Here is a 25,808-nt window from a genome sequence, read left to right as displayed (position 1 = left end):
TTTACCGGGCAGGATGCGAACGATGCCATTCTAATAATTGCTGTGCAGTTTCTAAGTCTGTGACGAGCACATCCATACATTTGCCACGAAGTGCGGATACAATGGCTTCAATTTTCTCCCCACCACTCGCGATAGCTATGACGTTAGGAATCGCACGGATGTCGTCAATAGACAGTCCGATCATTCGGGATTCTGCATCGTAAGAAATACGTTCTCCCGCCGCATCCAAGAAAGAAGTACAAACGTTTGCTACAGCACCCTTCTCGCTAACATCGACCATTTCCTGATGTGTGAAATAGCCAGACTGGACTATCGCTGCTTGATCCGTCACTTGACCGATTCCAATCAGTGCCAGCGATACGCGCTTGGCCGCCTCCAGCACTTGCGAGATCTCCGATTCGTTCAAGAAGGTATCTCTCGCTTGGGAGGAAGCTACAACGGCTGGTGCGTTCAAAAGCAAATGTCGCGACTTGAATTGCTCAGCAAACACTCTCGCATTCGAATTCGCATGCCACGCTTCACCGTCTGAGCCAAACCCACCGATCATCGGCACGAACTGAACATTCTTCCTCCCAATAGAGTGCATCTCTCTTCCAACAGAAGCAATCGTTCGACCAGCCATAATTCCTACTACGTCGCGGTCTTTAATCGCACTCTCTAACAAAGCAGATGCGGCTCGCGCCACTTGCTGATCAATGATTCTCCGATCTGCATTGGGTACATGCACGACAATCACATCATGTATGCCGAATGTTTCTGCAATGGCTCTCTCGTATACTTGCTCTTCTGAATACGGATTGCGAATACTGATCTGCACAATACCTTCTGATTTAGCAACTGCAAGCATTCTACTAATTTGTGGTCGTGATATACCTAGACGCTCTGAAATCTCTTGCTGATTAAGACCGTCCATATAATACAAGGAACTTACCTTCACCAGCAGCCTCTTTTTCTCTTGGCTTGCATCTATCACAATGCTTCGCGCCCCCTCCTCTGAACATTTGTTCATAATGGAAAATTTGTTCTGAGGACATCATACCACAGGTATGAAAGGGTTTTCAAGAACAATTTCTCAACATTGATCAAATGTTCAGTGGAAGGACGCGAGGAACGATCAGCTCCCCGCGCCTCGATAACGCCGAACTCCGTAATTCCAGAACCATAAACCGAGCGATAGCACGACAATACCGACAACTGGAGTCAGCCAAGCCATCCACCAATCGTCCAAGCGGCCAAGGAAGAAGGACGCTGGGTATACCCCGACGAAGGCGAACGGCAATAACCAAGTCAGTAAAAATTTAATCGTCTTATTGTAGATCTCGACCGGGTATCTGCCATAGTTCTGAATATTGTAAATCAATGGACCAATACCCGTCGGCGCATCCGAATAAAAGGAAATGGCCGACATTGCCGTGTAAATTCCCATGTAGATGAAACAGGAACCCAGCACCATAATGATCAGAACGAACGGATCGTACCAGTGGAACGGTAGTCCGAGAGTTGTCCATGAAGTAATCATAATTACAAATCCCACAATCGAGCCGACTATCGCTGGGGGATCCATATTTTCGAGCATTATCTGAGTAAGGGAATGCGTTGGCCGCGTAAGAATACGGTCCATTTCCCCCTTCACAATGTACCTCTCACTGAAGTTCCATACATTAAAGAACGTAGAGAACAATCCGGAAGCGATCATGAAATAACCGTAGACGAACACAACCTCCGCTTCGCTCCAATCCCCTAACGTTGGCGTGTGCATGAACACGATGAAAATAAACACAAGGTTAAGACCGTTAAACATCAGATCGGACAAAACCTCAATCCAGAAATCAGCCCGGTACGTTAATTTGGTTTTCATGTAATTGGCGAAATAATCCCGATATAATCCAAGCATAAAGGCTAGACGACTCATCTCATCAACCTCCCTGCACGAACAGACGACGTCGTGCCGCCCGCCATACGAGCATAATCGGAATAAGCAAAACAACCGTCCATATGACTTGTACTAATAAAGCATTCCATACGTCAGCGCCCTGAATTCGACCCGTGAACACCGAGCCCGGCAAATAGGTAATCGCTTGGAAGGGAAGCCACTGCATGACGGATATGGCCCAGCCAGGGAAAAAGGCAATCGGGACAACAACACCAGATAGCAAGTCCACTAAGATCCTTTTCATCGACATGATGCCCTGATTATTTTCAAAGAAGAAAGCACCCAAGCCAGTCAAAATGTTAATCTGAGAATTAATAAGAAAGCTGAACCAGATCATGACGAAGAACACGATCCATTGCATCGGATCAGTAGGCAGCGTAATCGGGAAAATAAACGAAACGATGATCATACCCGGCACCATGAACAGCAGCAAGCGGAAGATACCCTCTCCGAAGCCTTGCATCATTTTCACGAGCAAATACGAATAGGGACGAATAATCTGGATGGCCACACTGCCGTCCACGATTTCGCTTGATATTTCACGGTCTAGGTTATTGTAGTAAAAAGCTCTAGCCATCCACGATACGGCTACATAGGTTGACATCTGAATGACCGTGAAGCCTTGAAGTGTCTCCGCCTCGCCGTAAATCGCTTTCCATAGAAAATAATAAGCCCCGATATTAATGGCATAGATAATAATTCCACTATAATAATTGACTCGATAAGCGAGCATCATCAGAAACCGGATGCGGACGAAATCCAAATAAGCACTCGTCATGATTCGCCTGCTCCTGCCTTAACTGGCTCCTTCTGTTCTACAGGTTCCTCATCCGACAAAGCGGACAAGTCTCTCGGTGCTTCGGCGCTACCCGATTGATAAATTTCCCGAACGATCTCGTCTGTGTTCGTCTCGAAAATTTTAATATCACTAATATCCTGCAAGCCAACTACACGCGAGAGCACTTCAGACACATTCATCTCGCGAGGAATCCATACCTTCGCAGTCACATCGTTCTCGAGCTTCCATCGGACATTTAAGCCACTGGTCATTGCTGACACAGCATCCAGCGATATCGGATCTGTAAATTGAAACTGCACCTCGCGGCCTTTGCCCCACCGAGATTTCAGTTCATCCAAGCCACCATCATAAATAATCCGGCCATCGTCAAGCATAATAACACGAGAGCATAAAGCTTCGATATCTTGCAAATCATGCGTTGTAAGCAATATCGTAGTCCCTTGCTCACGATTCAATCTTTTGAGAAACTCACGAATTTCAGTCTTAACTACAATATCAAGGCCAATCGTGGGCTCATCTAGAAACAGAATCGATGGGTTATGTAAAAGCGCCGCTACCAATTCACAACGCATCCGTTGGCCAAGGCTCAGCTTACGAACAGGACGATTCAGCAAGTCCTGTAGCTGTAAGGTTTCCACTAGCTCGTCTAACCTGCGGCGGTAATCACTTTCGCTCACTCGGTACACTTTACGTAGCAACCGGAACGACTCGATGACTCCGATGTCCCACCAAAGCTGACTTCGTTGCCCGAACACGACCCCAATCCCTTGTACGAACTTCTCACGTTCCTTATAAGGAATAAAGCCATTCACAACAAGCTTGCCTGAGGTTGGAACTAAGATACCCGTTAGCATCTTGATCGTAGTCGATTTTCCAGCACCATTCTCCCCAATGTAACCACAAATTTCTCCTTGGGGAATTTGAAAGCTAATATCTTTAACCGCCGCAACCTCGGTATGCTCACGCTTGAATAAATCCTGAAGCGCTCCCTTGAGACCTTCGCGATTTTTCTGAACTTTGAATTCCTTGCGCAATTGATGCACATCTATCGCTAACATATGAACCTCCCGTAACCAAATCACGATCATCTGGATGTGTTGGAAAACAATTCTGAAAAATTGCTAACTTGCTTATTCCATCGCCGAAACTTTATAATTTTATCACATAGATACCGGAGAGGACATATTTCATGCGTAAAAAATGGAAGATCACGTTATTTATCCTACTTGGCCTAGTCTTTATTTTCCTATGCTTCGTTGGCTGGTGGGTATACTCCAATTATAATGAGCTATCCCATGCTCAGAAACCAAAAGAAGAATCACGGTTCGGTAAATTTGAAGAGAAAGCGGAGTACAAGCCTCCAGAATGGGAAGGCTCAGAGCGCGTAAACATCCTGCTCATGGGCGGTGATGAAAGGGGACTTAAGAAGGACGAGGTCGCCCGATCGGATTCCATGATTATTGCTTCCTTCGACCCTGTCAGTAAAAGCATACACTTATTCTCTGTCCTACGCGATACGCATGTAGAAATTCCAGGATACAAAGATAACCGGGTTAACGCAGCTATTGCGCTCGGCGGTCCAGAATTGGCCATGAAGACGATCGGTAACCTAACTGGCTTGGATATTCAGTATTATGTGTACGTCGATTTCCAAGGATTCATTAAATTGGTGGATTCGCTTGGCGGAGTCGATTTCTACGTGGAAAAGAATATGAAGTATTCTGACTCTGCTGATGGACACGTGTACGATATTGATCTTAAAAAAGGCCAGCAGCATTTAGATGGAAACAAAGCGCTGCAGTATGTTCGCTTCCGTCATGATAAGCTATCGGATTTCACTCGAACTGAGCGCCAGCGTGATTTCCTTAAGGCTACCGCTGCTAAGCTAAAAGACGGATGGAATCTCATCAAGCTGCCGGATATATTAGGCGATGTTATCCCTTATGTTGAAACGAATATGTCTCCTGGAGATATGCTTAAGCTTGGCAGCCTCGGGTATAAGTCCCATCAGGCAGGCACAGCGCAAATCCCTCCAATGGAGCTAGTTATTGACGAGAAGGTAAACGGGTCAGCTATGCTTGGCGTTCGCGACAGCAAAGCGCTAAAAGAGTATGTTCAAGAAACATTAACTAAGGATGAATCCTTAACCACACCAGAACCATCCCCTTCTTCCAGCGCAAGTAGTGGCAAGAAGTAGCTCGTACATGGGAAATTAATCATCGGAGGGTTATCAAGTGATGGATCGATTACGTTCAGCGCAATTATATGAAGAAGCTCAACAGCATATCGTCGGCGGGGTTAACAGTCCCTCTCGTTCGTTCAAAGCCGTCGGAGGCGGCGCCCCCGTGTTCATGAAGCGCGGCGAAGGCGCTTATTTCTGGGATGTTGATGGTAACAAATATATCGACTACCTTGCCGCTTTCGGCCCCATCATTACGGGGCATGCCCATCCACTAGTTACGGAAGCTATTGTTCAAGCTGCCCATAACGGTACGCTGTATGGCACTGCGACGGAGCATGAAATTCTTTTAGCTAAGGAATTGAAGGCGGCTATTCCTTCCATGGATAAGGTGCGGTTCGTCAATTCCGGTACAGAAGCGGTCATGACTACAATTCGGGTCGCTCGTGCGTTCACTGGACGGAACAAAATCATTAAATTTGCCGGCTGCTACCACGGTCACGCCGACTTAGTATTAGTCGCCGCAGGATCAGGACCGTCTACGCTTGGCATCCCAGACAGCGCGGGAATCCCACCAAGTATTGCGAGTGAAGTGATCACCGTACCCTTCAACCAATTGGACGGCTTGAAGCTTGCACTTGAACGTTGGGGTGACGAGGTCGCAGCGGTTATGGTTGAGCCTATCGTTGGTAATTTCGGAATGGTCATGCCGAAGCCCGGATTTCTTGAGGGACTATGCAAGATGACGCGGGATGCGGGTGCGCTCGTCATCTACGATGAGGTCATTAGTGCTTTCCGGTTCCATTACGGCTCCGCCCAGACGTTCTCAGCGTTCCCTGATCAAGAAGCTATTCGTCCCGATTTGACCGCACTCGGGAAAATTATTGGCGGAGGACTCCCCATTGGAGCCTACGGCGGACGAGCTGACTTGATGGCGATGGTCGCTCCACTCGGCCCCGCTTACCAAGCTGGAACGATGGCCGGAAACCCAGCATCCATATTAGCTGGATTGGCTTGTTTGGAAGTGTTGCGAGAGCCAGGCGTGTATGAGCATATGGAAGCTTTGGCAGTCAAATTGGTGAATGGACTTCAAGCATCCGCAGACCGTTATGGCGTTCCGCTGACAATTAATCGAATTGTCGGCGCGTTCTCAACTCATTTCTGCGGGCATCCCGTCACGAATTATATTGAAGCACAAGGCTCGGACGGTGAGCAGTTTGCCCGTTTCTTCCGCTTGATGTTGGACCGTGGTATTTACTTAGCCCCTTCCAAATATGAAGCTTGGTTTTTGACTACGGCTCACACTGAAGCAGATATCGATGAAACGCTGACAGCCGCGGAACAATGCTTCCGTGAAATGTCCTTGAATGCATAGACTTGGATGATTTGAACGAATGAAATAATAAGAGGTGATGCGGGAACCCCTGCATCACCTCTTGTTATTTTCTATGAAGTCCCACTTCATGTATTCTCATGCATTATCGAAAAAAAGAAGGGCATTCCCTAGTTGGGCTACCCTTCGTCCTTCTTTGTCTTCACATCATCTTCCACACGAACACCTTCATACCTATGGTGGACTTCCTGTGCGATGGCTCGATAAGCTTTCGTTTCTTCAACGACCGGATCAAGCTTTGCCTGAATACGGATTTCCCAGCGTGGCGACAGTTGCTTAACCGCCTCGGCCTCTGCTTCTGCTTCCGTGTCTGCCGATGGCTCAGACAGCTCCTCCGTTAATCTTCGAGCGAGCAGCTCTTCAACCTCTTTGTTTTCCAACCGTTTGCCCCCCCTTCTGCCACTAGGATGGTCAAAAGCTTCAAATCTCATGTATTAGCTGCTGAGTGAAGCTCCTCTAACAGTTCCTCATGAATCAGACCGTTACTTGCCGTTACATTCCTTACAGCGAGATCATAAGTTGATCCTGTAATATCCGACATGCGGCCACCTGATTCCTCGACCAACAACGAGCCCGCCGCAATATCCCATGCGTTCAGGTTGTATTCCCAGAAGCCGCTTAATCGGCCAGAAGCCACATAAGCCAGATGAAGAGCAGCCGATCCTGCGATCCGCAGGTTGCGAACCTTAGGAGCCAATGCTTGAATGCCCTTCATATTAGCTGGCAATGCTACATGTTGATCTGCAGGGAAGCCGGTAGCTAGTAGGCTTTGGTTCAATGCCCCTTCTGATGACACTTGCATTTTACGACCGTGTACATAGGCTCCCTTGCCTCTCTCAGCTACGAATAGCTCGTCCCTCGAAGGATCATATACAACCCCAACGATGACTTGTCCACGATGCGCCAGTGCAATCGAGACTGAATAGAAAGGAAAGCCGTGAACATAATTCGTCGTCCCATCCACGGGATCAACGATCCACAAATACTCAGCTTCGCTTAGATCCTGCAATGCTTTAGCCGAAGCTTCAGGACCTGGCTCAACGCCTTCTTCTCCAAGAAAAGAATGCTCTGGGAAATGCGTCCCAATAAGATTACGTATCATGCGCTCTGCGCCTTTATCAACTTCAGTTACGAGATCATGCATAGAGTACTTTGTATCCAATTGGGTGATGCTGCCCATTTTACTTTTAATCCATTCTCCGGCTTTGGCCGCACAATTGATGGCTACCGCCGTATAACTTTTGCCGCCGACAATGCTTTCCGGCTGATTGGCACTCATTAACCATCCCTCTAATCTTAGAAATCATTTACAGAAAATTTTGTCCCTTTTCCTATCATATACGAAAATACATAAAAGCGGTTGCGGCGATTGTACGATTAAAACATAGAAACCGTTGCCTTATCCTATTCGAAAAAAGAAGCCACCCTTCATCATATCGACAAAGGAGCGGCTTCGAATACATAAAGTCATTGCTTAGATGCCTACGATATTATAGCCGTTATCCACATGCAAAACTTCTCCAGTAATTCCTCTAGCCCATGGGCTCATCAGGAACAATGCCGTATCCCCGACATCAGATGCTTCTGTATTGCGACGTAATGGAGCTTTCTCTTCTACCTGCTTCAAGATCGTATTGAAGCCTGCGATTCCTTTGGCTGCAAGTGTCCGAACTGGACCCGCAGAGATCGCATTGACGCGGATATCTTGTGGACCCAAGTCACTTGCCAAATAACGAACCGAAGCTTCAAGAGCCGCTTTGGCTACACCCATTACGTTATAATTGCGAAGAGTACGTTCCGCTCCGAGATAAGTCAATGTAACAATACTGCCGCCCTCAGTCATTAGCGGGTGTAGCCTTTGTGCTACTGCAGTTAGGGAATATACGCTTACATCGTGAGCTAGGGCAAAACCTGGACGAGAGGTGTCCACATAAAGACCATCCAGCTCCTCTGCTTTAGCGAAAGCGATGCAATGCGCTAAGCCGTGAATAACCCCAACCTCTTCCTTCAAACGTGAAGCCAATGCCTCGATGTCCTCATCAGAAGAAACATTACATTGCAAGGTCAAAGAGCCTTCAATCGTATTCGCAAGCTTCTTAACACGTTCTTCAACCCGTTCATTCTCGTATGTAAACACCAGTCGCGCCCCTTGAGACGCAAGAGATTGTGCGATAGCCCAAGCGATACTGCGATCGTTGGCAACGCCCATAACTACGATGTTCTTCCCTTGTAGTAATCCATTCATTTCGTGGATAACCTCCCTGTCGCAAGTAAGAATGCTTCATACTGTCACCTTATGTTGGTACAGCACCCTTCATTGTCCAAATTACCGTATTTCTACAGGGATTGCAACTGGCAAATCATCAGACTACGCTTGATTTGTAGACGTTTTCATGAGAGTACCTCCAAGCTTCCACCGTCGATAACGCGAATAGGCCCACCCGATGCCTCAATTGCTCTGAAATCATCCATCAATTTCATTAAAGCTTCATCCTTACTCTTAGCCTCAATCATCACATCGATTGCAGGAGTTACGCTCGCTATATCGACTAAAAACCGGAGGAGCTGCTCTATCTCAATAAGATCGGCGTGCCCTCTTGGATCGGTCACACTTTTGGGACTGGATACGTGTAGCTTTGGAGGCAGCTTGTGTGAAGTGTTAGCATGCTTGACGTTCCAGGGGAATCTATCCCACGTCTGCAGTATTCTTGGCCATAAATCCTTCAGAAGCTCATTTCCCGGATTTACCTCATGATGATGAATATCCAGTACCATCGGGACTCCTACTTCTTCCGCGATGCTTAACGTTTCCGCTGCCGTAAAGGTTTTATCATCATTTTCCAATGTAATTCGCTCTGTTATACGTTGTTCGATCGAACGGAATTGTTCAATGAACCGTTTTCCTGACTTTACTTTGTCCCCGTAGCTACCGCCGACATGGATATTGTTCAACGCACTCTCGTCCAAGCCCATCGCTTCAAGCATCCGTACATGGTTCCTCAGGTCTTTAACTGAGTTACGAAACACTTCCTCGCGCGGGGTACTCAGCACCGTGAAATGATCCGGGTGAAAGGAAACACGCATATTATGCTCACGAACAAAAGCCCCAACCTCGGCAAATGCTTTTGCCAAAGCGGGGTATGGATCCCAATCCTGTAATTCCTCGTGTGTGACAAGCGGAATGATTTTGGAGGTCATCCGATACACTTGTATGCCCATATAACGATTATGCTTTAGCAGCCTTAACGTGTTGTGAAGGTTCTCTTCCGCAATCCGTTCAAGACGGCGCAATCCAGCTTCTCGGTCAGCCAGCTTGGAGAAGCTGGTCATCGTCATCGTTTTTGATGGGGATGCATTGTCCAAGTGGACTGACATCGCGACATATCCAAACCGAACTATCATGATCGATTAACCTCCCGTGTAAGCTTGCTCACGGTTATTAGGATTGCTCTCCGAAGAACATTTCATGTGCGAGCGATGTTTGAACCTTTGCTTCCTCGTCAGTTAATCGGCGTACAAGCTCCATCTCCACTTGCGTAATTTCTTCACCTTGGAAATTGATTTCTGCGATGGAAGCGACAATCCGCACAATAGCAACTGCTTTATTATCTGGGGCATATGCGATTACTTTCTGACCGGTAGGGAAAACTCGAAATTGTTTTTTGACCATTTTACCACGACCGTATTCAAGCAGTTCGTACAACTCTTGCTCAGACTTGAATTTGCATACAGAATTGAACTCCGTTTGAAAGCCCATGAATATTCCTCCTATACTTCCGCAACAAGGCGGCGACGACCTATTGTCATTATAGAGTTTATTATACCATGGCATGGAAGGTGGGGGCGAACCCTTACTCCAATAGCCGCTTGAGGTTATGCACATGTGTATATCTTTTTCGTATATATCATTTCAGATGATAAATATACACATTTGTGTGTATGTTGTTGATAGATTCATCATTTCTCCACAACTCTTACACATCCATTCACAATCCAGTTATTTTTTCTCCACAAGATTATCCGCAAGTCGATTTCTCTAACCCATCCACAAGCCAACTGCCTCATTTTTCATAAATCTGTTAGTATGTTGTTAACTCACTTTATTTGAGTTTTCCACATGTGTATAAGTTAAGTTGAACCGCCGACGTCCCTGCTGATGACACTTTTAGACAGATCGTTTATAATCCATTCTTATACGAGTGAAGCACACCGTCTCTAGCCCAAATTGGGCTTCGGGGCGGTTATTTTTTTATCTGGGGAGAGGGTAGAATGAGCAATTTCGAAACGGAATATCGTAGTTGGCTGAACAAGCATATCGCGCAAAGCAAAGGAGAAAGATTACGCAGATTGAAGGAACGCCATGGTTTTGGTGAAAAATGTTTGCTAGAGCGTGCTTGGTAGCCAGTCATTGGAAGCTTAAATGACCTACATCCGGAATATGAGTTTATCTATCCCGATGGTAACTACTATTACTTAGATTTTGCATATATTCGCCAACCTACACCCACATGCTTGGAATCCGACAGCTTTAGTTCCCATGCGCGAGACGCTGATCGTGGAACCTTCTCTCGGGGATTAGATCGGCAGAATGAGATCGTTTTTGACGATTGGCACATTTTGCGGTTTTCGATCGACAAACTCAAAGAAGACCCTTTGGCATGTCAAAAAAACATACGCAGGATGCTGGAGTATTGGTATGGAGAAGACAATGTTAGTTTAAAGGCGCTTTCTATCTATCAAAGGGAAATCATGCGTCTAGCCACACGTTCTGCGACTCCGATTACTGTGGCGATGGTTTGTAGATGTCTCGAAAAAAAGAGAACATTCGTGCGTAATCAGCTTTGCGAACTGGTTGAGAAAGGTTTACTGGAACCTGCTAGTGGTGGTGCTGCCCGCGTCCGAAGCTATCGTTTGAAGAAATAACTACTTTGGGTTTGATAAGTCCGCCTCGCGGACTTATTCCCGGCAATCGAGCTATTTTGGATTAAATAAGTCCGCCTCGCGGACTTATTTCCGAAATCCAGGCTACTTTAGATCAATTAAGTCCGCCTCGCGGACTTATTCCCGACAATCGAGCTGCTTTGGATCAAATAAGTCCGCCTCGCGGACTTATTCCCGACAATCGAGCTGCTTCAAATCCGCCCCCGACTATTCCCCGCCGCCGTAATCGATTGATTGGCGTTCCTCGTGGCGCTCGATGGCCAGTTGGATCAGCTTGTCGAGTAGCTCGCGATAGGATACTCCTGATTCCTTCCACATTTGCGGGTACATGCTAAATGGAGTGAAGCCCGGCAGCGTGTTTACTTCATTAATAAACAAAGCTCCATCACTCCGACGAAGGAAGAAGTCTGCACGACAAAGTCCTGACCCATCAATCGAGCGGAAAGCTTGCACAGCCATCGTGCGCACTGCTTCGGTAACCTCGGGAGAAATCTCTGCTGGAATAACCATTGCCGACTTACCATCCAGATATTTAGCTTTATAATCATAAAACTCATTAGAGCTAACAATTTCCCCAGGCACCGAAGCTTGCGGATCATCATTCCCGAGTACGCTCACTTCAATCTCTCGTGCATCTACAAACTCCTCGATGATAACCTTGCGGTCATAGCGCAGAGCTTCCTCTATAGCAGTCACCAATTCCTCACGATTACGCGCTTTCGATACACCTACGCTAGAACCTAGGTTTGCCGGCTTCACGAAGCATGGATACCCAAGTTCTTCCACGCTTAATAGACACTGCTCACGATTCTGCTTCCATTCATAGCGGATAAAATAACGATAGCCCACCTGAGGTAGACCTGCATGCGCGAACATTGTTTTCATCGCAACCTTGTCCATTCCGACTGAAGAGGCCAACACGCCAGCCCCCACATAAGGCAGTCCAGCCATCTCGAACAGCCCTTGAATTGTACCATCTTCACCAAAGGTTCCATGAAGAAGCGGCAGCATCACATCAATTGCTTTACCATCGTCATCAATAGCATCTCCGCTGCCTTCCGATAGAACCCTCTCCGACATTCCCTGTAGAACAGGGAACAGCGCATTATTCGTAATAGCGGGAGCTTGTTGCATCACAATCCCACTTTCAGCCGACCCACTCCCCATTTCCGACGGAGCAAATTGCAATTCCGCCACAGCTGAAGGGGGAGCACTCAACAATGATCCAGATCTCCACTGGCCCTTAGGCGTAATATAGAAAGGAATGATTTCATATCGCTCATAATCAAACGCCTTTAACACAGCAAGCGCAGTTAGCAATGACACTTGATGCTCTCCAGATCTACCACCATATACAAGTCCTACACGAATTTTTTTACCCATTAAGTAGTTACCTCCGGCTTAGTCGACATTTACGCACACGGAATCCCACAGGAACAACGACCCACGTAAATTCGTATATGATTAAAGTTGAAATAATAATTAAAATTCATCGGCAATATGATAGAAATGATACCGGGTGTTGTCCGTCCAGGCATACGAATCCTTGTAATCCCAATACCGATGGCGACTGCTTACCGTATTCGCGTTAACGAGCGGCATCCCATCAGGTGTAAATGCGGTTACGATCGTATTATGACCGACTCGACCGTTACCTTCCCAGTCGTAGCAAATAACATCTCCTAGCGTAAGCATATCCGGACTTGAGACAGCTACAGCTCGAATACCAAAGGTACGAGGATTACCCAAGTAATGCTTTAGGCTATTAGCAACAGCCCAACTAAAGCTCCACATTTCCTCTTTATTTGAATACCCTTTGTACCACCAGCCTGAAGGCCTGCTCCCAGTATAATTCATAGGCGCTCCACCTGCAAAGAGACATTGCGATACATAATTTGTACAGTTCACTTCAAAATTCTCATAAGCAGGGTTCGGCTCGTTCCACCATCTTTCCGCATAAGTGACAGCTTCTTCCCGCAAATAAGGTGTTCCACGACGCGACACTCCATATCCGTACCCATATTCATTTTCCGTAGAGGACCCTGCATAGACCCTTGATTTAAAACCATAAAGAGCTTGCGGATTGATATATGGCGTGGAAGGTATGGCTGCTTTACGTTCCCCATCCCACGGATCTTGTACATCATCTTCCACAAAATAACTGGCTTCGGCAGCCAATTCTAAAGCTAATGGTTTAACGGAGCCTAGTCGCCAATGCTTCCCAGTACGAACGAAACGAACTCGCTCACGCTCCACCCTTTCTTCCATCCAAGGCTGACTGCGTTGTTCCATTGTCCGCACCAAATGAATGGATACATCCGCGATGACCTCATCTCGATTCGCACGATAACGCTCAATCCGCGCTCGCATTTCATTTCGGACAGGCTTAGCAATCCGTTTAGCTTCACCATCTGAAGCTAGAATAAGACGTCGCGTTAACCTCTCGCGGTGCTCCCTATCGGGAAAATCATGCAATTTACGTGTATCTGTTTGCAAAGCGGCTTCATTAATTAAGTTTACGTATTCAAACAAGGCATGCTTCCAACCCGTCTCTTCATTGGGCACTTAACATCCCTCCCATAACGACATTTCGGTCCATCAGTCCACGCAGATTGCGCCACTTCATTCCTATGCTCAGAGCTTATGTTCCATACCAAACGATTGCGTAAGATTGCACAGATAGATGTAGCTCCCGTACATCTTCCACGGATGAAAACCGGGGGTAATGCGGCATTCTAATGAGATGAAATGTGCGGATTTTATCATGATTTGGATGGTTTTATCCTTCAAAACGACTTTACGGAGCAGCGACAACAGAGTATACTTATCCTATAGAGTATTTTTGAAATCACGTTTCATCCAGTGAAACGATGATCAGAAATCATGATACGAATCTAGGAGGCTACACACTTGTCCAAATTACCTTATCAAGTACAAGAACAATTGCAGTCATCAGGTCAATCGTACCGTTACTACCGTCTTCAAGCATTGGAAGAGCAAGGTTTAGGCCCGGTTTCCAAGCTTCCCTTCTCCATTAAAGTGTTACTCGAGGCTGCTATCCGCCAATTCGACGGACGCGCAATCACAGAAGAGCATGTTAAACAACTCGCTACTTGGACACAAGGTCGCGAAGACAAAGAAATTCCTTTCATTCCAGCACGTATCGTTCTGCAAGATTTCACCGGCGTTCCCGTCGTTGTTGATTTAGCAGCAATGCGCGAAACCGTTAAACAAGCTGGCGGCGATCCTAAGCAAATCAACCCGCTCGTGCCTGTTGATCTCGTTATCGATCACTCGGTTATGGTTGATGCATTCGGAACATCTGACGCTCTACAATACAATATGGACGTTGAATTCCAACGCAATGAAGAGCGTTATCGCTTCCTTCGTTGGGCACAAACTGCATTCAACAACTTCCGTGCCGTTCCTCCAGCAACAGGTATCGTTCACCAAGTTAACTTGGAGTACCTTGCTTCCGTTGCAGCTACGAAATCTAAAGACGGTGTAACTGACGTTTATCCGGATTCACTCGTTGGTACCGATTCCCATACAACGATGATCAACGGTCTTGGTGTTGTGGGCTGGGGTGTTGGTGGTATTGAGGCAGAAGCAGGTATGCTTGGACAACCGCTTTACTTCGTAATGCCAGAGGTTGTTGGCTTCAAACTTACAGGTAAGCTTTCTGAGGGTGCAACTGCTACTGACCTTGCCCTTACAGTAACTCAAATCCTGCGGAAAAAAGGCGTTGTCGGCAAGTTCGTAGAATTTTTCGGCCCAGGCCTATCCAACATCAGCCTAGCTGACCGTGCTACTGTTGCCAACATGGCTCCAGAATACGGCGCAACAATCGGCTTCTTCCCAGTCGATAATGAAACATTGAACTACCTGAGATTGACTGGCCGCGAAGAAAGCCAAATCGATCTTGTTGAAGCTTATTACAAAGCGCAAGACATGTTCCGTACGGATGCAACTCCAGACCCAATCTTCACTGAAGTTATGGAATTGGATTTGTCCACAATCGTTCCGAGCCTTGCAGGCCCTAAACGTCCTCAAGACCGCGTCGAACTAACAGCGATGAAGCAATCCTTCAACGAAGCTATCCGCACGCCGATTGAAAAAGGTGGCTTCGGCTTGTCCGACTCCCAAATCGAGCAATCGGTTGACGTTAAACATCCTAACGGAGCGCAAACTAAGCTTAGTGCGGGTGCAGTTGTTATTGCTGCTATCACAAGCTGTACGAACACTTCCAACCCAAGCGTAATGATTGGTGCGGGACTCGTTGCTAAGAAAGCTGTAGAACGCGGACTTAAAAAGCCAGCATACGTTAAAAGCTCCCTAACTCCGGGCTCCCTTGTCGTAACTGACTATTTGAATAATGCGGGTCTATTGCCTTACCTCGAGAAGCTTGGCTTCTACGTAGCAGGCTATGGCTGTGCAACTTGTATCGGTAACTCTGGTCCACTACCGGATGAAGTTAGCTCTGCAATTGCTGATAATGATCTCGCTGTTGCCGCTGTTATTTCTGGTAACCGTAACTTCGAAGGACGTGTACATGCTCAAGTAAAAGCTAACTACCTGGCTTCTCCACCGCTTGTTGTTGCTTATGCTTTGGCTGGAACAGTGAACATTGACCTTACGAATGATCCAATCGGATATGATAATAACGACCAACCGGTCTACCTTAAAGATATTTGGCCAACGAATGAGGAGATTCAACAAGCCGTTTCCTCCTCATTGAACCCTGCTATGTTCCGTGCTAAGTACGAGAACGTATTTACACAGAACGAGCAATGGAACCAAATCCCTGTACCAGAAGGTGAGCTTTATGAGTGGGATGCTAAATCCACTTACATCGCAAACCCTCCTTTCTTCAAGGATCTTGCTCCACAGCCAGGAGATATTACGAACATTAAAAATGCTCGTGTACTTGCTCTTATGGGCGATTCCGTTACAACTGACCATATTTCACCAGCAGGTAACATCAAAGCCGATAGCCCTGGTGGTCAATACTTGCTTGAGCATGGCGTAACGAAAGAAGATTTCAACTCTTACGGTTCCCGTCGTGGTCACCACGAAGTAATGATGAGAGGTACTTTCGCTAATATCCGTATCCGTAACCAAGTGGCTCCAGGTACTGAGGGTGGCGTAACCACTTATCTGCCAACAGATGAAGTGATGTCCATCTACGATGCATCGATGAAATATCAAGACAATGGTACGAACCTAGTCGTTATCGCAGGTAAAGAATACGGTACAGGAAGCTCCCGTGACTGGGCTGCTAAAGGTACGTTCCTACTAGGCGTTAAAGCCGTTATTGCTGAAAGCTTCGAGCGTATTCACCGTTCCAACCTTGTCGGTATGGGTGTGCTTCCATTACAATTCCCTGCTGGCCAAAGCTGGAAAACGCTCGGAATTACTGGACGCGAAACGTTCGCAATCGATGGCATGTCCAATGACGTAACACCGGGTCAATTGGTTACCGTTACTGTGACGCGTGAAGATGGTTCTACTTTTGACTTCCAAGCGATCGCTCGTCTGGATTCGATGGTTGATGTAGACTACTACCGTAACAGTGGTATTCTGCAAACTGTACTTCGTCAGATGATGTCTGCTCAATAATATATTAAAAAGTAAGCTAACGAAGTGGTGAAGCAGAGAAATTCTGCTTCACCACTTTTTTTGTTCTTTCCCGCACTGCCTATCAAGGGAGTTTCATCCTATAAATTACTCGTCTGATAATGATTTTGTTTCCAAAGGCAATCATAGGCTATAATAAGTGCACAGAAGCCTATGCGTCGCACTGGCATATTTAGGAGGCGAGCCCGGATGATGACAAAAGACAAACATTGGATACGCCGCTACCGGACGGCCCTCCTTACCGGATTACTCTTCATTTTATTTGTAGCTGCTTTCTTAAAACCATGGCCATATATGCTTTATGGACCTGGATCGGCTGAACCTGTTCATCCTCGGGTAGAAACCGGGCATAAGCTTGACGAGAAGGGTGCGTTACTGTTCACCACTGTTTCTACATACTCTCGTCCAAATATTTTTTCGATTATCTATGCTCGAATTAATCCCCGTATGGAGGTCAAATCAGAGCAAACCGCTACAGGCGGAGCAACAAACATGAAGGCCTATCGCAATTTGCTAGCCTGGATGCGCGATAGCTCTGAAGCAAACGCCTTATTGGCTGCTTACACAGCCATGAACAAGCCTATTGATGTGCAAGAGCAAGGTGTCATTATCTCAGCGTTACTCCCAGAATCGAAGGCTCGGGACAATGGCTTACAAGAAGGCGACATTATTACTCAGGTGGATGGCAAAGAAACGAAAACCTTCAAACAGTTATCCGGATACTTAGCAACGAAAAAGGCAGGAGATCAAGTTACCGTATCCGGAACGAGAGGCGAAGAAAAGTTCGAAGCCACGGTCCCTCTCATCAATATGGATGCAAGCAACCGATCCGGAATCGGCTTCCAGAGTGATACTGTTCTGAAGGTTACGCCTCCTGATCCCGTTAAATTCGATTTTGCGGATACGGGCGGACCTTCCGCAGGATTAATGATGACGCTGGAAATCATTGCGCAATTGACCGGAGACGACCTTACAAGAGGTTATCGCATCGCAGGAACGGGTACGATTAGCGCTGATGGAACCGTCGGCTTAATCGGTGGCATTAACTATAAGCTCATGGCCGCTGACACAGAGAAAGCTGACTACTTCCTCGTTCCCTACAATGAGAAAAACAAATCAAACTGGACGTTAGCCGAAGAAACGGTCAAAAAATTAAAGCTATCTCCCAAGCTCATCAAAGTATCTACTCTACAAGAAGCACTTGATTTCCTGAAGAATCTTGAGCCCAAGGAATAACGTTGATATGCCGACAAAGGTGGTTAGCTGATGAATAAATGTAAAAGATATACCCTTTCTCTCACCCTCATGATTTTCGCATTCATGAGTCTGAGCTATGCTCCTGCAACTGCCGCTACCGCGAATTCAGCTAAAGCCTTCATGACCATCAATATGGCCGAGCTCAAAGACGCCGATGCTCTTTACGAGCCGATATTGAACCTTGTGACAGACGCTTTGGAGCTGGATGAGGATGAAGCTTCAGCCTTAAGCATGGATTCTTTCTACGAGGTTAATCTCGGTTATTCCCCCAAAGGGTACACAAGACAATTTCTAGGCTTCATACATAATTCTGATTGGATTGAGCTTGTTCTCATCGCCACCAACAAGAATGCCACAGACGTCCTATTACTGGACCGAGCAGCAAGTAGTGAAGACGGGGACTTATTTCTTAATACAGCCAAGCTTGAGTTCTCCATCGTAAAAAACCAAATTCATGTTTGGTCACAAGTCCCATTCAGAGCTTACCAATCCACCGTTGAGCTCGAATGGGAGGGCGATCGCTTTAATCTTATTTCTCACGAATATGATGATCCTACCGCACGATTTTACGAAGAGAAGGATCGACTTATTCAAGCCAAAGACATTCAAGGCTTAATTAAGCTCTCTAGCACTAATGATCCCTTCTATCCCGGTGCCTATTCGGAGTCTTACACACTGGCAACACCTGCGTTAAAGCTCGCCTACCAGAAAGCGTTACAAGCACAAAAGAAAGATATTAAAACAGCTATCTCTTACCTTGAATTTGGATTAAATCAATACGCTGAAGGCTTCGGAAGCTGGGGCTTCGAAGATGGAACCTTAACGAAGACGGATATTGTTGGCGAGAAAGGTAGCTCGTTTCAACCGGATAGACTTAGCTTGAATGAATATGTCGCCATCCTAAACGATTATAGTTATTTCTTATCCTTAGCAGGACGCAACAAGGAAGCAAAGCCTATTCTTGATAATGTGATTAAGCTCGTCCCTAACCGTACTGTGGCTTATTTGAACATCGCCGATGTAGAATGGGTACTAGGTCAGAAAACCGCAGCGAAGGCGCATTACAAGCAATATGTGAAGCTACTCGGGAGCAAAGCCTCCACTATCGCTCCCAAACGCGTTCAGGAGCGGATAAAAGCCAAATAATATCCTACAGCTACATGACATTACAAATAAACAAAACCCTCGCGATCCTTCGCGAGGGCTTTGTTTATTCGCTTCATTTTGGCAATGTCACAGTAAGAATTCGTTTGCCAGTATCTAGCTTCGCTGTACCGCCAAGCTGCTTAGCTAGCCAATCCGCTGATACTAACCAGTCGTCGCTCTTTTGCTGACTGGCAAATGGGAGCTTAACCGTTTTGCCATTCACAGATCCCTGAGCACTGTTTAGCGTCAGAATGATCTTCATTTTGCTACGAGTTACAGTAGCCGTTTTCTTGTCTTTACTCCACACCAGCTTCGCGTTATAGGCTTTTACAACTTGGGAGAGTGGAATCGCAATGGAGCTCCCCTTCAACTCTGGTTTAACGGAAAGAGTGATCCCTTTACCATTAACCATGAATTCATACGCTGCTGGAGTCGTTTCCTTAACAGGCTCAGATGGCGCACTTCCGAAGCCACCGATCGCTGTTGGCGTGGAGCGTTTGACAGTTGTCCCGTCTCCCAATTGAGCTGTGAAGTTCTGCCCCCAAGTCCACAAGCTGCCATCCTTGCCGACAATAGCATTTAAGGCAGCCGCACCTTCAATCACAGCTGCAGCGGGGACTCCCTCTACCTTCGCCCAGCTGTATCGTTCCTTAACACCCGCTATCCCTAACTGTCCAATCGCATTATCCCCATACGTCCACACTGTTCCGTCCGCTTTAAGTGCTAGGAAAGAGGGATCAACAAAATGATAAGTCGTGTTCTCTACTACCGAAAACCCTTGCAGCTCTTTCGTAGCTGTCGGTTGTAGATGAACCGGCATTTTATCCTTTAGGGCAGGATCTGTGGGATTTAATCCTTTCGTTTCCAACATGCCCAAGCCCCATTCCAGCACTTTTCCATCTGATAGAAAAGCGATGGTCGTGTTACTCGTCAACTCTATTCTAACGGCATTGCTCACTTCAGGTACTTGAACGGTTGCTGAAGTTGTAGATTTCTTACCGTCCCCTAATTGTCCATAGTCATTATAGCCTTGGGTCCATACAGTTCCATCCCCTGCTATTGCCGCAAGCTGCTGTCCTGATGCAGCTGCAAATACCACATTCTTAATCTTTTCATTCAGAACAGGTAGAAGTTTTTTCTTCTCTACATCCACGTTCATGCTCTGATAGGGACGCCCCATGAAAGAGTCTCCCCAGCTCCACAAGTGACCATCCTTATCCCATGCGATAACCCCGCCCCTAGTTGCGCTGATTCCAACGATACCGGATAAATTCGGCACAACCTGCGGTTTATACGCATTACGGTCAACCTCGACACGACTTGCTCCACTGGCATCAGGAGGACTGTATGAGGTGTACGTGCCATCTCCTAGTTCACCATCTACATTAGCTCCCCATACCCATACAGTTCCATCCTTACGAAGCGCAACGGTATGGTAACTCCCAGCTTCAAGAGCCGTAACTTGATCAATCCCGCTCACTTTGACAGGCACATTAGACTTTTTTGTCTCTTTTCCCAAGCCCATTTGGCCCATAAAGCCGTCTCCCCAAGCCCACAACGTTCCATCCTTAGCCAAGGCAACACTATGGTAAACGCCAAATGCAACATCCACTATAAATTTACTTTCATCGACAGCCGCTGATGCTGTTTTCACACCCAGATTCCCTAGCAACAAGGTAACGGCAAGTGCTATCGTTGTCCCCAGCTTCAAAACTCTACTCCACATCGTTTTCCTTGGCGGTTCATATCCCATAGATGTCATGACTAAACTGTCTCCTTCTGCTCTACGATCCTATGATTTTCTATCCTATTTATCGGAAGAGACAGCCTGAGAATTTAGAATTCATTCCAGAATCGTACCCATGCGATGTGCTGCTTCTATAATTGCGGGGGCGAATTCATGCATACGATCGGGTGTTAGCCGATTCGAGGGACCTGATACAGATAGGGCTGCAACTAGCTTGCCTGAACGGTTAAAGATCGGTGCAGACACTGCTGCTGCCCCCGGCTCCCGCTCCTCGTAGCTTGTCGCATATCCGGTAGCAACAATATCATCAAGCTGTTTGCCAAATGCTTCTCGGTCAAGATGAACAGGCCAAGCAGTATCCGACATCACATTCCCTCGAACTCCTGCTTCTGCGAAAGCCAGCAGCACCTTACTGGAGGCGCCGACAGATAGCGGAAGCCTTGCACCCACTGTTGCCACACGGCGGATCGCTTGCATGCTTTGTACGGCTTGGATTCTCACCCGTTCCACACGGTCTCTAATGTATAAGCTTACCGTTTCGCTTAATTGGTCTCTTAACCGTTCCATTTCCGGGAGAAGCACGACGGACGGATCGTCCGAGCGCGACAAGTTCGCAGACAATTCCAGAACACTTAGACCAAGACGATATTTGTCCGTTGACGTAATCCGGGTCACGAAGCCTTTATCCTCTAATGTTGCTAATAATCGATGCACAGTACTCTTATGTAAACCAACGCGACCCGCAATTTCCGTTAAGCCCCATTCATGACCCGAGGCGAAACACATGAGCACATCCAATGCTCTCTCGACTGCACGAACCGTCCGTTTTTCCTCTTCCACTCTGTTCCCCTCCGTATCAGATACGTTTCACTGCATGAAACTCTGTTACGCATAGTATAACGCAAACATCTCATTTCGTAAAATTTGGAAGCGCTTTATTACAATTTGATTACATCCGATTTACAAGTCTCACTGGTACATTGACGCTATAGTTTCCGCGTTCTACGATAAGGTTACTAGAGTCTCTAAGTGCTTACACAAAGCGAGGCGATCCCACACATGACAACACTGTCAACGCCCTTTCCTCTTGCTGGTTCCGGAGTCACAATTCCATCTCTAGACCCCTCTACTGGACATAGAACAACCCATAGGCTTGGACGACTTTCACTTCACTTACTCGTTGTCGGAGCTTGTCTTCTTATGCTGCTGTTTGGATCGCTTCACGCCTATGTCGCATGGGCACTCTCCCATCCCCCTGTCGCCGATCTTGCTTCTAATCCAATGCTCGCCAAAAACTTGAGCTATTCAGAGGTTACCTTTTCTAGCGCAGACAACAAAACGCAGGTAGACGGTTGGTGGATTCCTGCTGAAGAGAGCAGGCGTACAATCGTCCTGAGCCATGGATATGGCGCCAATCGAGAAGAGTCTTGGGTTCCTATGTATGATCTTGCCGACCTGCTGCATAGCTTGGAATACAATGTGCTTATGTTCGATTACGGCTTTGCAAGCAAGACCCATTCTACTCCTGCAACTGGTGGTAAAATCGAATCGCAGCAGCTTCAAGGAGCAATTGAATTTGCACGCCAGCAAGGAAGTGAAGAGCTCGTCGTCTGGGGCTTCTCCATGGGAGCTGGAACCGCGTTGCAAGCTGCCCTTCAATCCACACCTGTAGATGCAATGATATTAGATAGTACTTTTCTTCCTGATGATGATACCCTTTATCATAATATACGTAACCAAATCAACATTCCGAAATACCCATCCGTCTCCCTTATTCGTTGGTTTTTCCCGCTAATGAGCGGCACTCGACTTGAACAAATCCCTTCAGCCCAAGTTCAAGAAACGGACTTTGATTTCCCGATATTTCTCATTCATGGCACGGCAGATGACAAAGCACCGGTTTATCTCTCGGAAAATGTCGCAAAAGCACAATCGAACGTCCTTTCCCAATTATGGATTGTACCGGATGCCATTCATGAAATGATATACCGCACTCATACTGAAGAATACGTCCAGCGCACGACAGCCTTCCTTGAACAAGTTCATGTCGGTGTTTTAGCAAAGCTGCAATCGACGGAATCCATGGTCGGTTAATCTTTTTAACATGATACAAACCTCCTCCCGCATACGCTTGGTACGAAGATTAGTTCGGCTCAAGTGAACATCGGGAGGTTTTTTATGCGGTCTGTCTATGGAAACATAATGTCTCTCCAGCTGTTGGAGGAAATCGTGTATTGGAAAACACAGGAGCAGGAGCATGCGGTCGTTATCCGCTCCCTTATTCCCGAATTAGAACCAACTTACGTGAAACTATTGGTGGATTGGGAAAATGTTTTTGTGCAGACTCGTGAGTACGCACAACGAGCTAAGGATGTCACAGAGGCTGAGCCTTATCGAGTTTCTTCACCGGAATGGGCGGGCCTGTTTCCTAAGCTATTAGAGGATTCCCTGAACCAATCCAGAGAGTTCAGCCGTCAATTACAGCTCTTACCCGAGCATAGCGTAGTCATTTCGCAGATGGATGACTCTCATCTCTTACTCACCTATATTCATCGTCAGTCAGAGTATTTCAGCGGTGTCTTGGAGCATTTACAAAAGTCGGGAGTAATAAGCTTAACGCAGTCGCAAGATATGGAAGACGACAGTCCCGAAGGCTATGGCGGACCAGAGCCGGCTGATAACGCCTTAAGCATTCGTCCAAATATCGAGGATTCACCGTCTCAGACTACTCAGACCAACCCTGACGCTAATCGCCCCGAGGGTACTTGGTCTGATCCGATGGGAGATTTGGGGCAGGATCAAGCTTCGATGGGGAACCCCGTTCCGATCGGCGGACACAAGCTTCCTCCTCTCCCATACTCTTACAAAGCGCTTGAGCCGTATATCGACGAGAAGACGATGCGAATCCATCACGACAAGCATCATCAGAGCTACGTAGATGGCTTAAACGCGGCGGAGAAGAAGCTCGAGGAGGCTAGACGGACAGGCGACTTCGACCTAGTGAAGCACTGGGAAAGGGAGCTGGCCTTTAATGGTGCTGGTCATTATCTACACACCTTATTCTGGAATGTGATGTCACCCAAGGGGGGCGGAAAGCCTACTGGGGCACTACTCGATGAAATCAACCGGAGCTTTGGGAACTATGAAGCCTTTAAGAAACAATTTACGGAAGCAGCCAACAAAGTGGAAGGCGGGGGGTGGGCCATCCTTGTTTGGAGTCCACGTAGCCATCGTCTAGAAATATTAACAGCTGAGAAGCACCAGAATCTATCCCAATGGGACGTCATCCCCCTACTTCCACTCGATGTATGGGAGCATGCCTATTACCTTAAGCATCAAAATGATCGCGCAGCCTACACCAAAGACTGGTGGAGCGTCGTCAATTGGCCCTACGTGGCAGAGCGTTATGCTAAGGCGAAGACGATCCAGTGGGTTCCTTACTGAATCATTGGTAAAAAGCAATCCCAGCCATGACGGCTGGGATTGCTTTTATCATTAAATATATACGTTACTAACGAGTTTACAAGCTCCAATCTAGCTTCACTTCACCGCCATTGCGAGAGGATTCATAAATAGCATCAATGATGAGATTGCTACGTAGACCTGTTTCAGCCGAAGTCCACGGTGCTTTACCCGTGCGAATGCAATCTAGGAAATGACGGCTCAAGCGAATACGTGCGCCTTCATCCTCTTCCGGTTTGATAAGCGGAATATCAACCGTCTTGTCGAAGCGTTCGGTTAGGAATTTACCCTCGCCACCACGAAGCACTGCGCCCCCTTCTGAGCCCATCACGTGAAGGAACGGTGAATTATCCGTATCCATATGAACCGCCCAGCTTACTTCAAGCGTCAGGGAGGTTCCATCCTCCATCTTAATGATTGCCGTTGCTAAATCTTCAACGTCATAACTACCATTCCAGTCGGGCTTACCCCATGAGCCAATGCCTTTTTTCCGCGGGCCGAACTCTGCATATGTAGCTCCATATACGGATACAGGCTTTGGCTCACCCATTAGGAAGAACGCAAGATCCAGCATGTGAACGCCAATATCGATAAGAGGTCCGCCACCGGATTGCTCATGCTGAGTGAACCAAGTTCCCCAGCCTGGAATGCCCTTGCGGCGGTACCAACCGGTTTTGGCTGTATATATTTTTCCAAGCTCACCACGATCGATCTGCTCCTTCACTTGCAAAGAGAGTGGCTCCCAACGCATTTGGTGAGCAACCATTACCGTTTTACCTGTGCGCTTCTGTGCTTTCACTATTTCCTTGGCTGCCGATGCATCAAGACCCATTGGCTTCTCCACAAGCACATGCTTACCATGCTCAAGGGCTCTTATGGTTAAGGAGGCATGGGCTTGGTTAGGGACAGCAACGATAACCGCATCTATATCTTCACGACCGATAAGCTCCTCTGGTGTTGCAGAAACAACTGGAATACCATAATGCTCAGCTCTTTGCTTGGCTAAAGGCAAAAAAGTATCCGTAATCGCAACAATTTCACATTCCTCTGTAAGCTTACCAAACTCCTGCAAATGTATGTTTCCGATGTTTCCTGCACCAATCAGACCGATGCGAATTTTTTGCTGCCCACTCATATTTAGATATGCCTCCCGTAGTTTCAATTCATAATAATCAATGTTAACGCTATCATACTCCATCGCACCTTTTACTTCGATAACCGATATGGCTTTGTTTCTATTCTTTATTGCTACTTGAGTGCGAGAAGGCAGGGTTAAGGAGCGAGCATATCGAATAAAATGATGAGGGTGGCAAT

At 46.9% G+C, this 25,808-nt stretch carries 22 protein-coding genes; 8 read left to right on the top strand and 14 right to left on the bottom strand.

What is annotated here, in order from left to right:
• Position 1: 1 nt before the first annotated feature.
• The 4 genes from M1K58_RS25685 to M1K58_RS25670 all read right to left on the bottom strand — a co-directional run bounded on the left by M1K58_RS25685 (position 2) and on the right by M1K58_RS25670 (position 3,790).
• On the bottom strand, positions 2–973 hold the full coding sequence (locus M1K58_RS25685) for a sugar-binding transcriptional regulator (protein ID WP_256761739.1): 972 nt from the start codon (positions 971–973) through the stop codon (positions 2–4).
• 141 nt (positions 974–1,114) lie between these two features.
• Positions 1,115–1,912: an ABC transporter permease gene (locus tag M1K58_RS25680; protein ID WP_256761738.1), complete on the bottom strand. Its 798-nt coding sequence runs from the start codon at positions 1,910–1,912 to the stop codon at positions 1,115–1,117.
• Positions 1,913–1,916: 4 nt separating this feature from the next.
• Positions 1,917–2,711, bottom strand: a complete 795-nt coding sequence (locus M1K58_RS25675) for an ABC transporter permease (RefSeq protein WP_256761737.1) — start codon at positions 2,709–2,711, stop codon at positions 1,917–1,919.
• Entirely contained in the window at positions 2,708–3,790 is a 1,083-nt protein-coding gene (locus tag M1K58_RS25670; RefSeq protein WP_256761736.1) for an ABC transporter ATP-binding protein, read from the bottom strand. The genes M1K58_RS25675 and M1K58_RS25670 overlap by 4 nt, the downstream gene beginning before the upstream one ends.
• A gap of 131 nt (positions 3,791–3,921) precedes the next feature.
• Between M1K58_RS25670 and M1K58_RS25665 the strand changes: the two genes are divergently transcribed.
• Positions 3,922–4,929, top strand: coding sequence for an LCP family protein (locus tag M1K58_RS25665; RefSeq protein ID WP_256761735.1), 1,008 nt, complete (start codon positions 3,922–3,924; stop codon positions 4,927–4,929).
• A 40-nt stretch (positions 4,930–4,969) separates the two neighbouring features.
• The gene (locus tag M1K58_RS25660) at positions 4,970–6,286 is read left to right on the top strand and encodes a glutamate-1-semialdehyde 2,1-aminomutase (protein WP_256761843.1); all 1,317 of its coding nucleotides are present in this window, start codon (positions 4,970–4,972) and stop codon (positions 6,284–6,286) included.
• A gap of 137 nt (positions 6,287–6,423) precedes the next feature.
• Here the strand turns inward: M1K58_RS25660 and M1K58_RS25655 are convergent, their stop codons facing one another.
• The 5 genes from M1K58_RS25655 to M1K58_RS25635 all read right to left on the bottom strand — a co-directional run bounded on the left by M1K58_RS25655 (position 6,424) and on the right by M1K58_RS25635 (position 10,061).
• On the bottom strand, positions 6,424–6,684 hold the full coding sequence (locus tag M1K58_RS25655; protein WP_256761734.1) for a hypothetical protein: 261 nt from the start codon (positions 6,682–6,684) through the stop codon (positions 6,424–6,426).
• Between the two features lie 47 nt (positions 6,685–6,731).
• Positions 6,732–7,583 (bottom strand): inositol monophosphatase family protein, encoded by an 852-nt coding sequence (locus M1K58_RS25650; protein WP_256761733.1) that lies wholly within the window; start codon positions 7,581–7,583, stop codon positions 6,732–6,734.
• A 195-nt stretch (positions 7,584–7,778) separates the two neighbouring features.
• Positions 7,779–8,549 carry an enoyl-ACP reductase FabI gene (fabI, locus tag M1K58_RS25645; protein ID WP_256761732.1) on the bottom strand — a complete coding sequence of 257 codons (771 nt, stop codon included), beginning with the start codon at positions 8,547–8,549 and terminating at the stop codon, positions 7,779–7,781.
• A 146-nt stretch (positions 8,550–8,695) separates the two neighbouring features.
• A complete protein-coding gene (gene uvsE / locus M1K58_RS25640) occupies positions 8,696–9,706 on the bottom strand; it encodes a UV DNA damage repair endonuclease UvsE (protein ID WP_256761731.1) in 1,011 nt (336 codons plus the stop codon).
• A 37-nt stretch (positions 9,707–9,743) separates the two neighbouring features.
• A complete protein-coding gene (locus M1K58_RS25635) occupies positions 9,744–10,061 on the bottom strand; it encodes a hypothetical protein (protein ID WP_256761730.1) in 318 nt (105 codons plus the stop codon).
• A gap of 512 nt (positions 10,062–10,573) precedes the next feature.
• Between M1K58_RS25635 and M1K58_RS25630 the strand changes: the two genes are divergently transcribed.
• A complete protein-coding gene (locus M1K58_RS25630; protein ID WP_256761729.1) occupies positions 10,574–10,705 on the top strand; it encodes a hypothetical protein in 132 nt (43 codons plus the stop codon).
• A 747-nt stretch (positions 10,706–11,452) separates the two neighbouring features.
• On the opposite strand, the gene M1K58_RS25625 is transcribed toward M1K58_RS25630, so the two are convergent.
• Entirely contained in the window at positions 11,453–12,628 is a 1,176-nt protein-coding gene (locus tag M1K58_RS25625; RefSeq protein ID WP_256761728.1) for a D-alanine--D-alanine ligase family protein, read from the bottom strand.
• A gap of 99 nt (positions 12,629–12,727) precedes the next feature.
• Positions 12,728–13,810, bottom strand: coding sequence for an amidase domain-containing protein (locus M1K58_RS25620; protein WP_256761727.1), 1,083 nt, complete (start codon positions 13,808–13,810; stop codon positions 12,728–12,730).
• 345 nt (positions 13,811–14,155) lie between these two features.
• On the opposite strand from M1K58_RS25620, the gene acnA reads away from it, so the two are divergent.
• The 3 genes from acnA (at position 14,156) to M1K58_RS25605 (ending at position 19,285) form a co-directional block, all read left to right on the top strand.
• On the top strand, positions 14,156–16,864 hold the full coding sequence (gene acnA / locus M1K58_RS25615) for an aconitate hydratase AcnA (RefSeq protein WP_256761726.1): 2,709 nt from the start codon (positions 14,156–14,158) through the stop codon (positions 16,862–16,864).
• Positions 16,865–17,071: 207 nt separating this feature from the next.
• Positions 17,072–18,118 (top strand): YlbL family protein, encoded by a 1,047-nt coding sequence (locus M1K58_RS25610; protein ID WP_256761725.1) that lies wholly within the window; start codon positions 17,072–17,074, stop codon positions 18,116–18,118.
• 30 nt (positions 18,119–18,148) lie between these two features.
• Positions 18,149–19,285 carry a tetratricopeptide repeat protein gene (locus M1K58_RS25605; RefSeq protein ID WP_256761724.1) on the top strand — a complete coding sequence of 379 codons (1,137 nt, stop codon included), beginning with the start codon at positions 18,149–18,151 and terminating at the stop codon, positions 19,283–19,285.
• A gap of 73 nt (positions 19,286–19,358) precedes the next feature.
• Here the strand turns inward: M1K58_RS25605 and M1K58_RS25600 are convergent, their stop codons facing one another.
• Both M1K58_RS25600 and M1K58_RS25595 read right to left on the bottom strand, forming a co-directional pair.
• Positions 19,359–21,047 carry a stalk domain-containing protein gene (locus M1K58_RS25600; protein WP_256761723.1) on the bottom strand — a complete coding sequence of 563 codons (1,689 nt, stop codon included), beginning with the start codon at positions 21,045–21,047 and terminating at the stop codon, positions 19,359–19,361.
• A gap of 81 nt (positions 21,048–21,128) precedes the next feature.
• The gene (locus M1K58_RS25595) at positions 21,129–21,872 is read right to left on the bottom strand and encodes an IclR family transcriptional regulator (RefSeq protein ID WP_256761722.1); all 744 of its coding nucleotides are present in this window, start codon (positions 21,870–21,872) and stop codon (positions 21,129–21,131) included.
• 219 nt (positions 21,873–22,091) lie between these two features.
• Between M1K58_RS25595 and M1K58_RS25590 the strand changes: the two genes are divergently transcribed.
• Both M1K58_RS25590 and M1K58_RS25585 read left to right on the top strand, forming a co-directional pair.
• Complete coding sequence (locus M1K58_RS25590; RefSeq protein WP_256761721.1) at positions 22,092–23,126, top strand: alpha/beta hydrolase; 1,035 nt, start codon at positions 22,092–22,094, stop codon at positions 23,124–23,126.
• An 84-nt stretch (positions 23,127–23,210) separates the two neighbouring features.
• Complete coding sequence (locus M1K58_RS25585; RefSeq protein ID WP_256761720.1) at positions 23,211–24,476, top strand: Fe-Mn family superoxide dismutase; 1,266 nt, start codon at positions 23,211–23,213, stop codon at positions 24,474–24,476.
• Positions 24,477–24,552: 76 nt separating this feature from the next.
• Here M1K58_RS25585 and M1K58_RS25580 read toward each other — a convergent pair whose 3' ends face one another.
• On the bottom strand, positions 24,553–25,629 hold the full coding sequence (locus tag M1K58_RS25580) for a Gfo/Idh/MocA family protein (protein ID WP_256761719.1): 1,077 nt from the start codon (positions 25,627–25,629) through the stop codon (positions 24,553–24,555).
• Between the last annotated feature and the right edge of the window lie 179 nt (positions 25,630–25,808).

The sequence above is a fragment of the Cohnella sp. WQ 127256 genome (genome assembly GCF_024519285.1).
Lineage (GTDB): Bacteria > Bacillota > Bacilli > Paenibacillales > Paenibacillaceae > Cohnella.
This window is presented reverse-complemented; position numbering and strand designations above follow the sequence as displayed.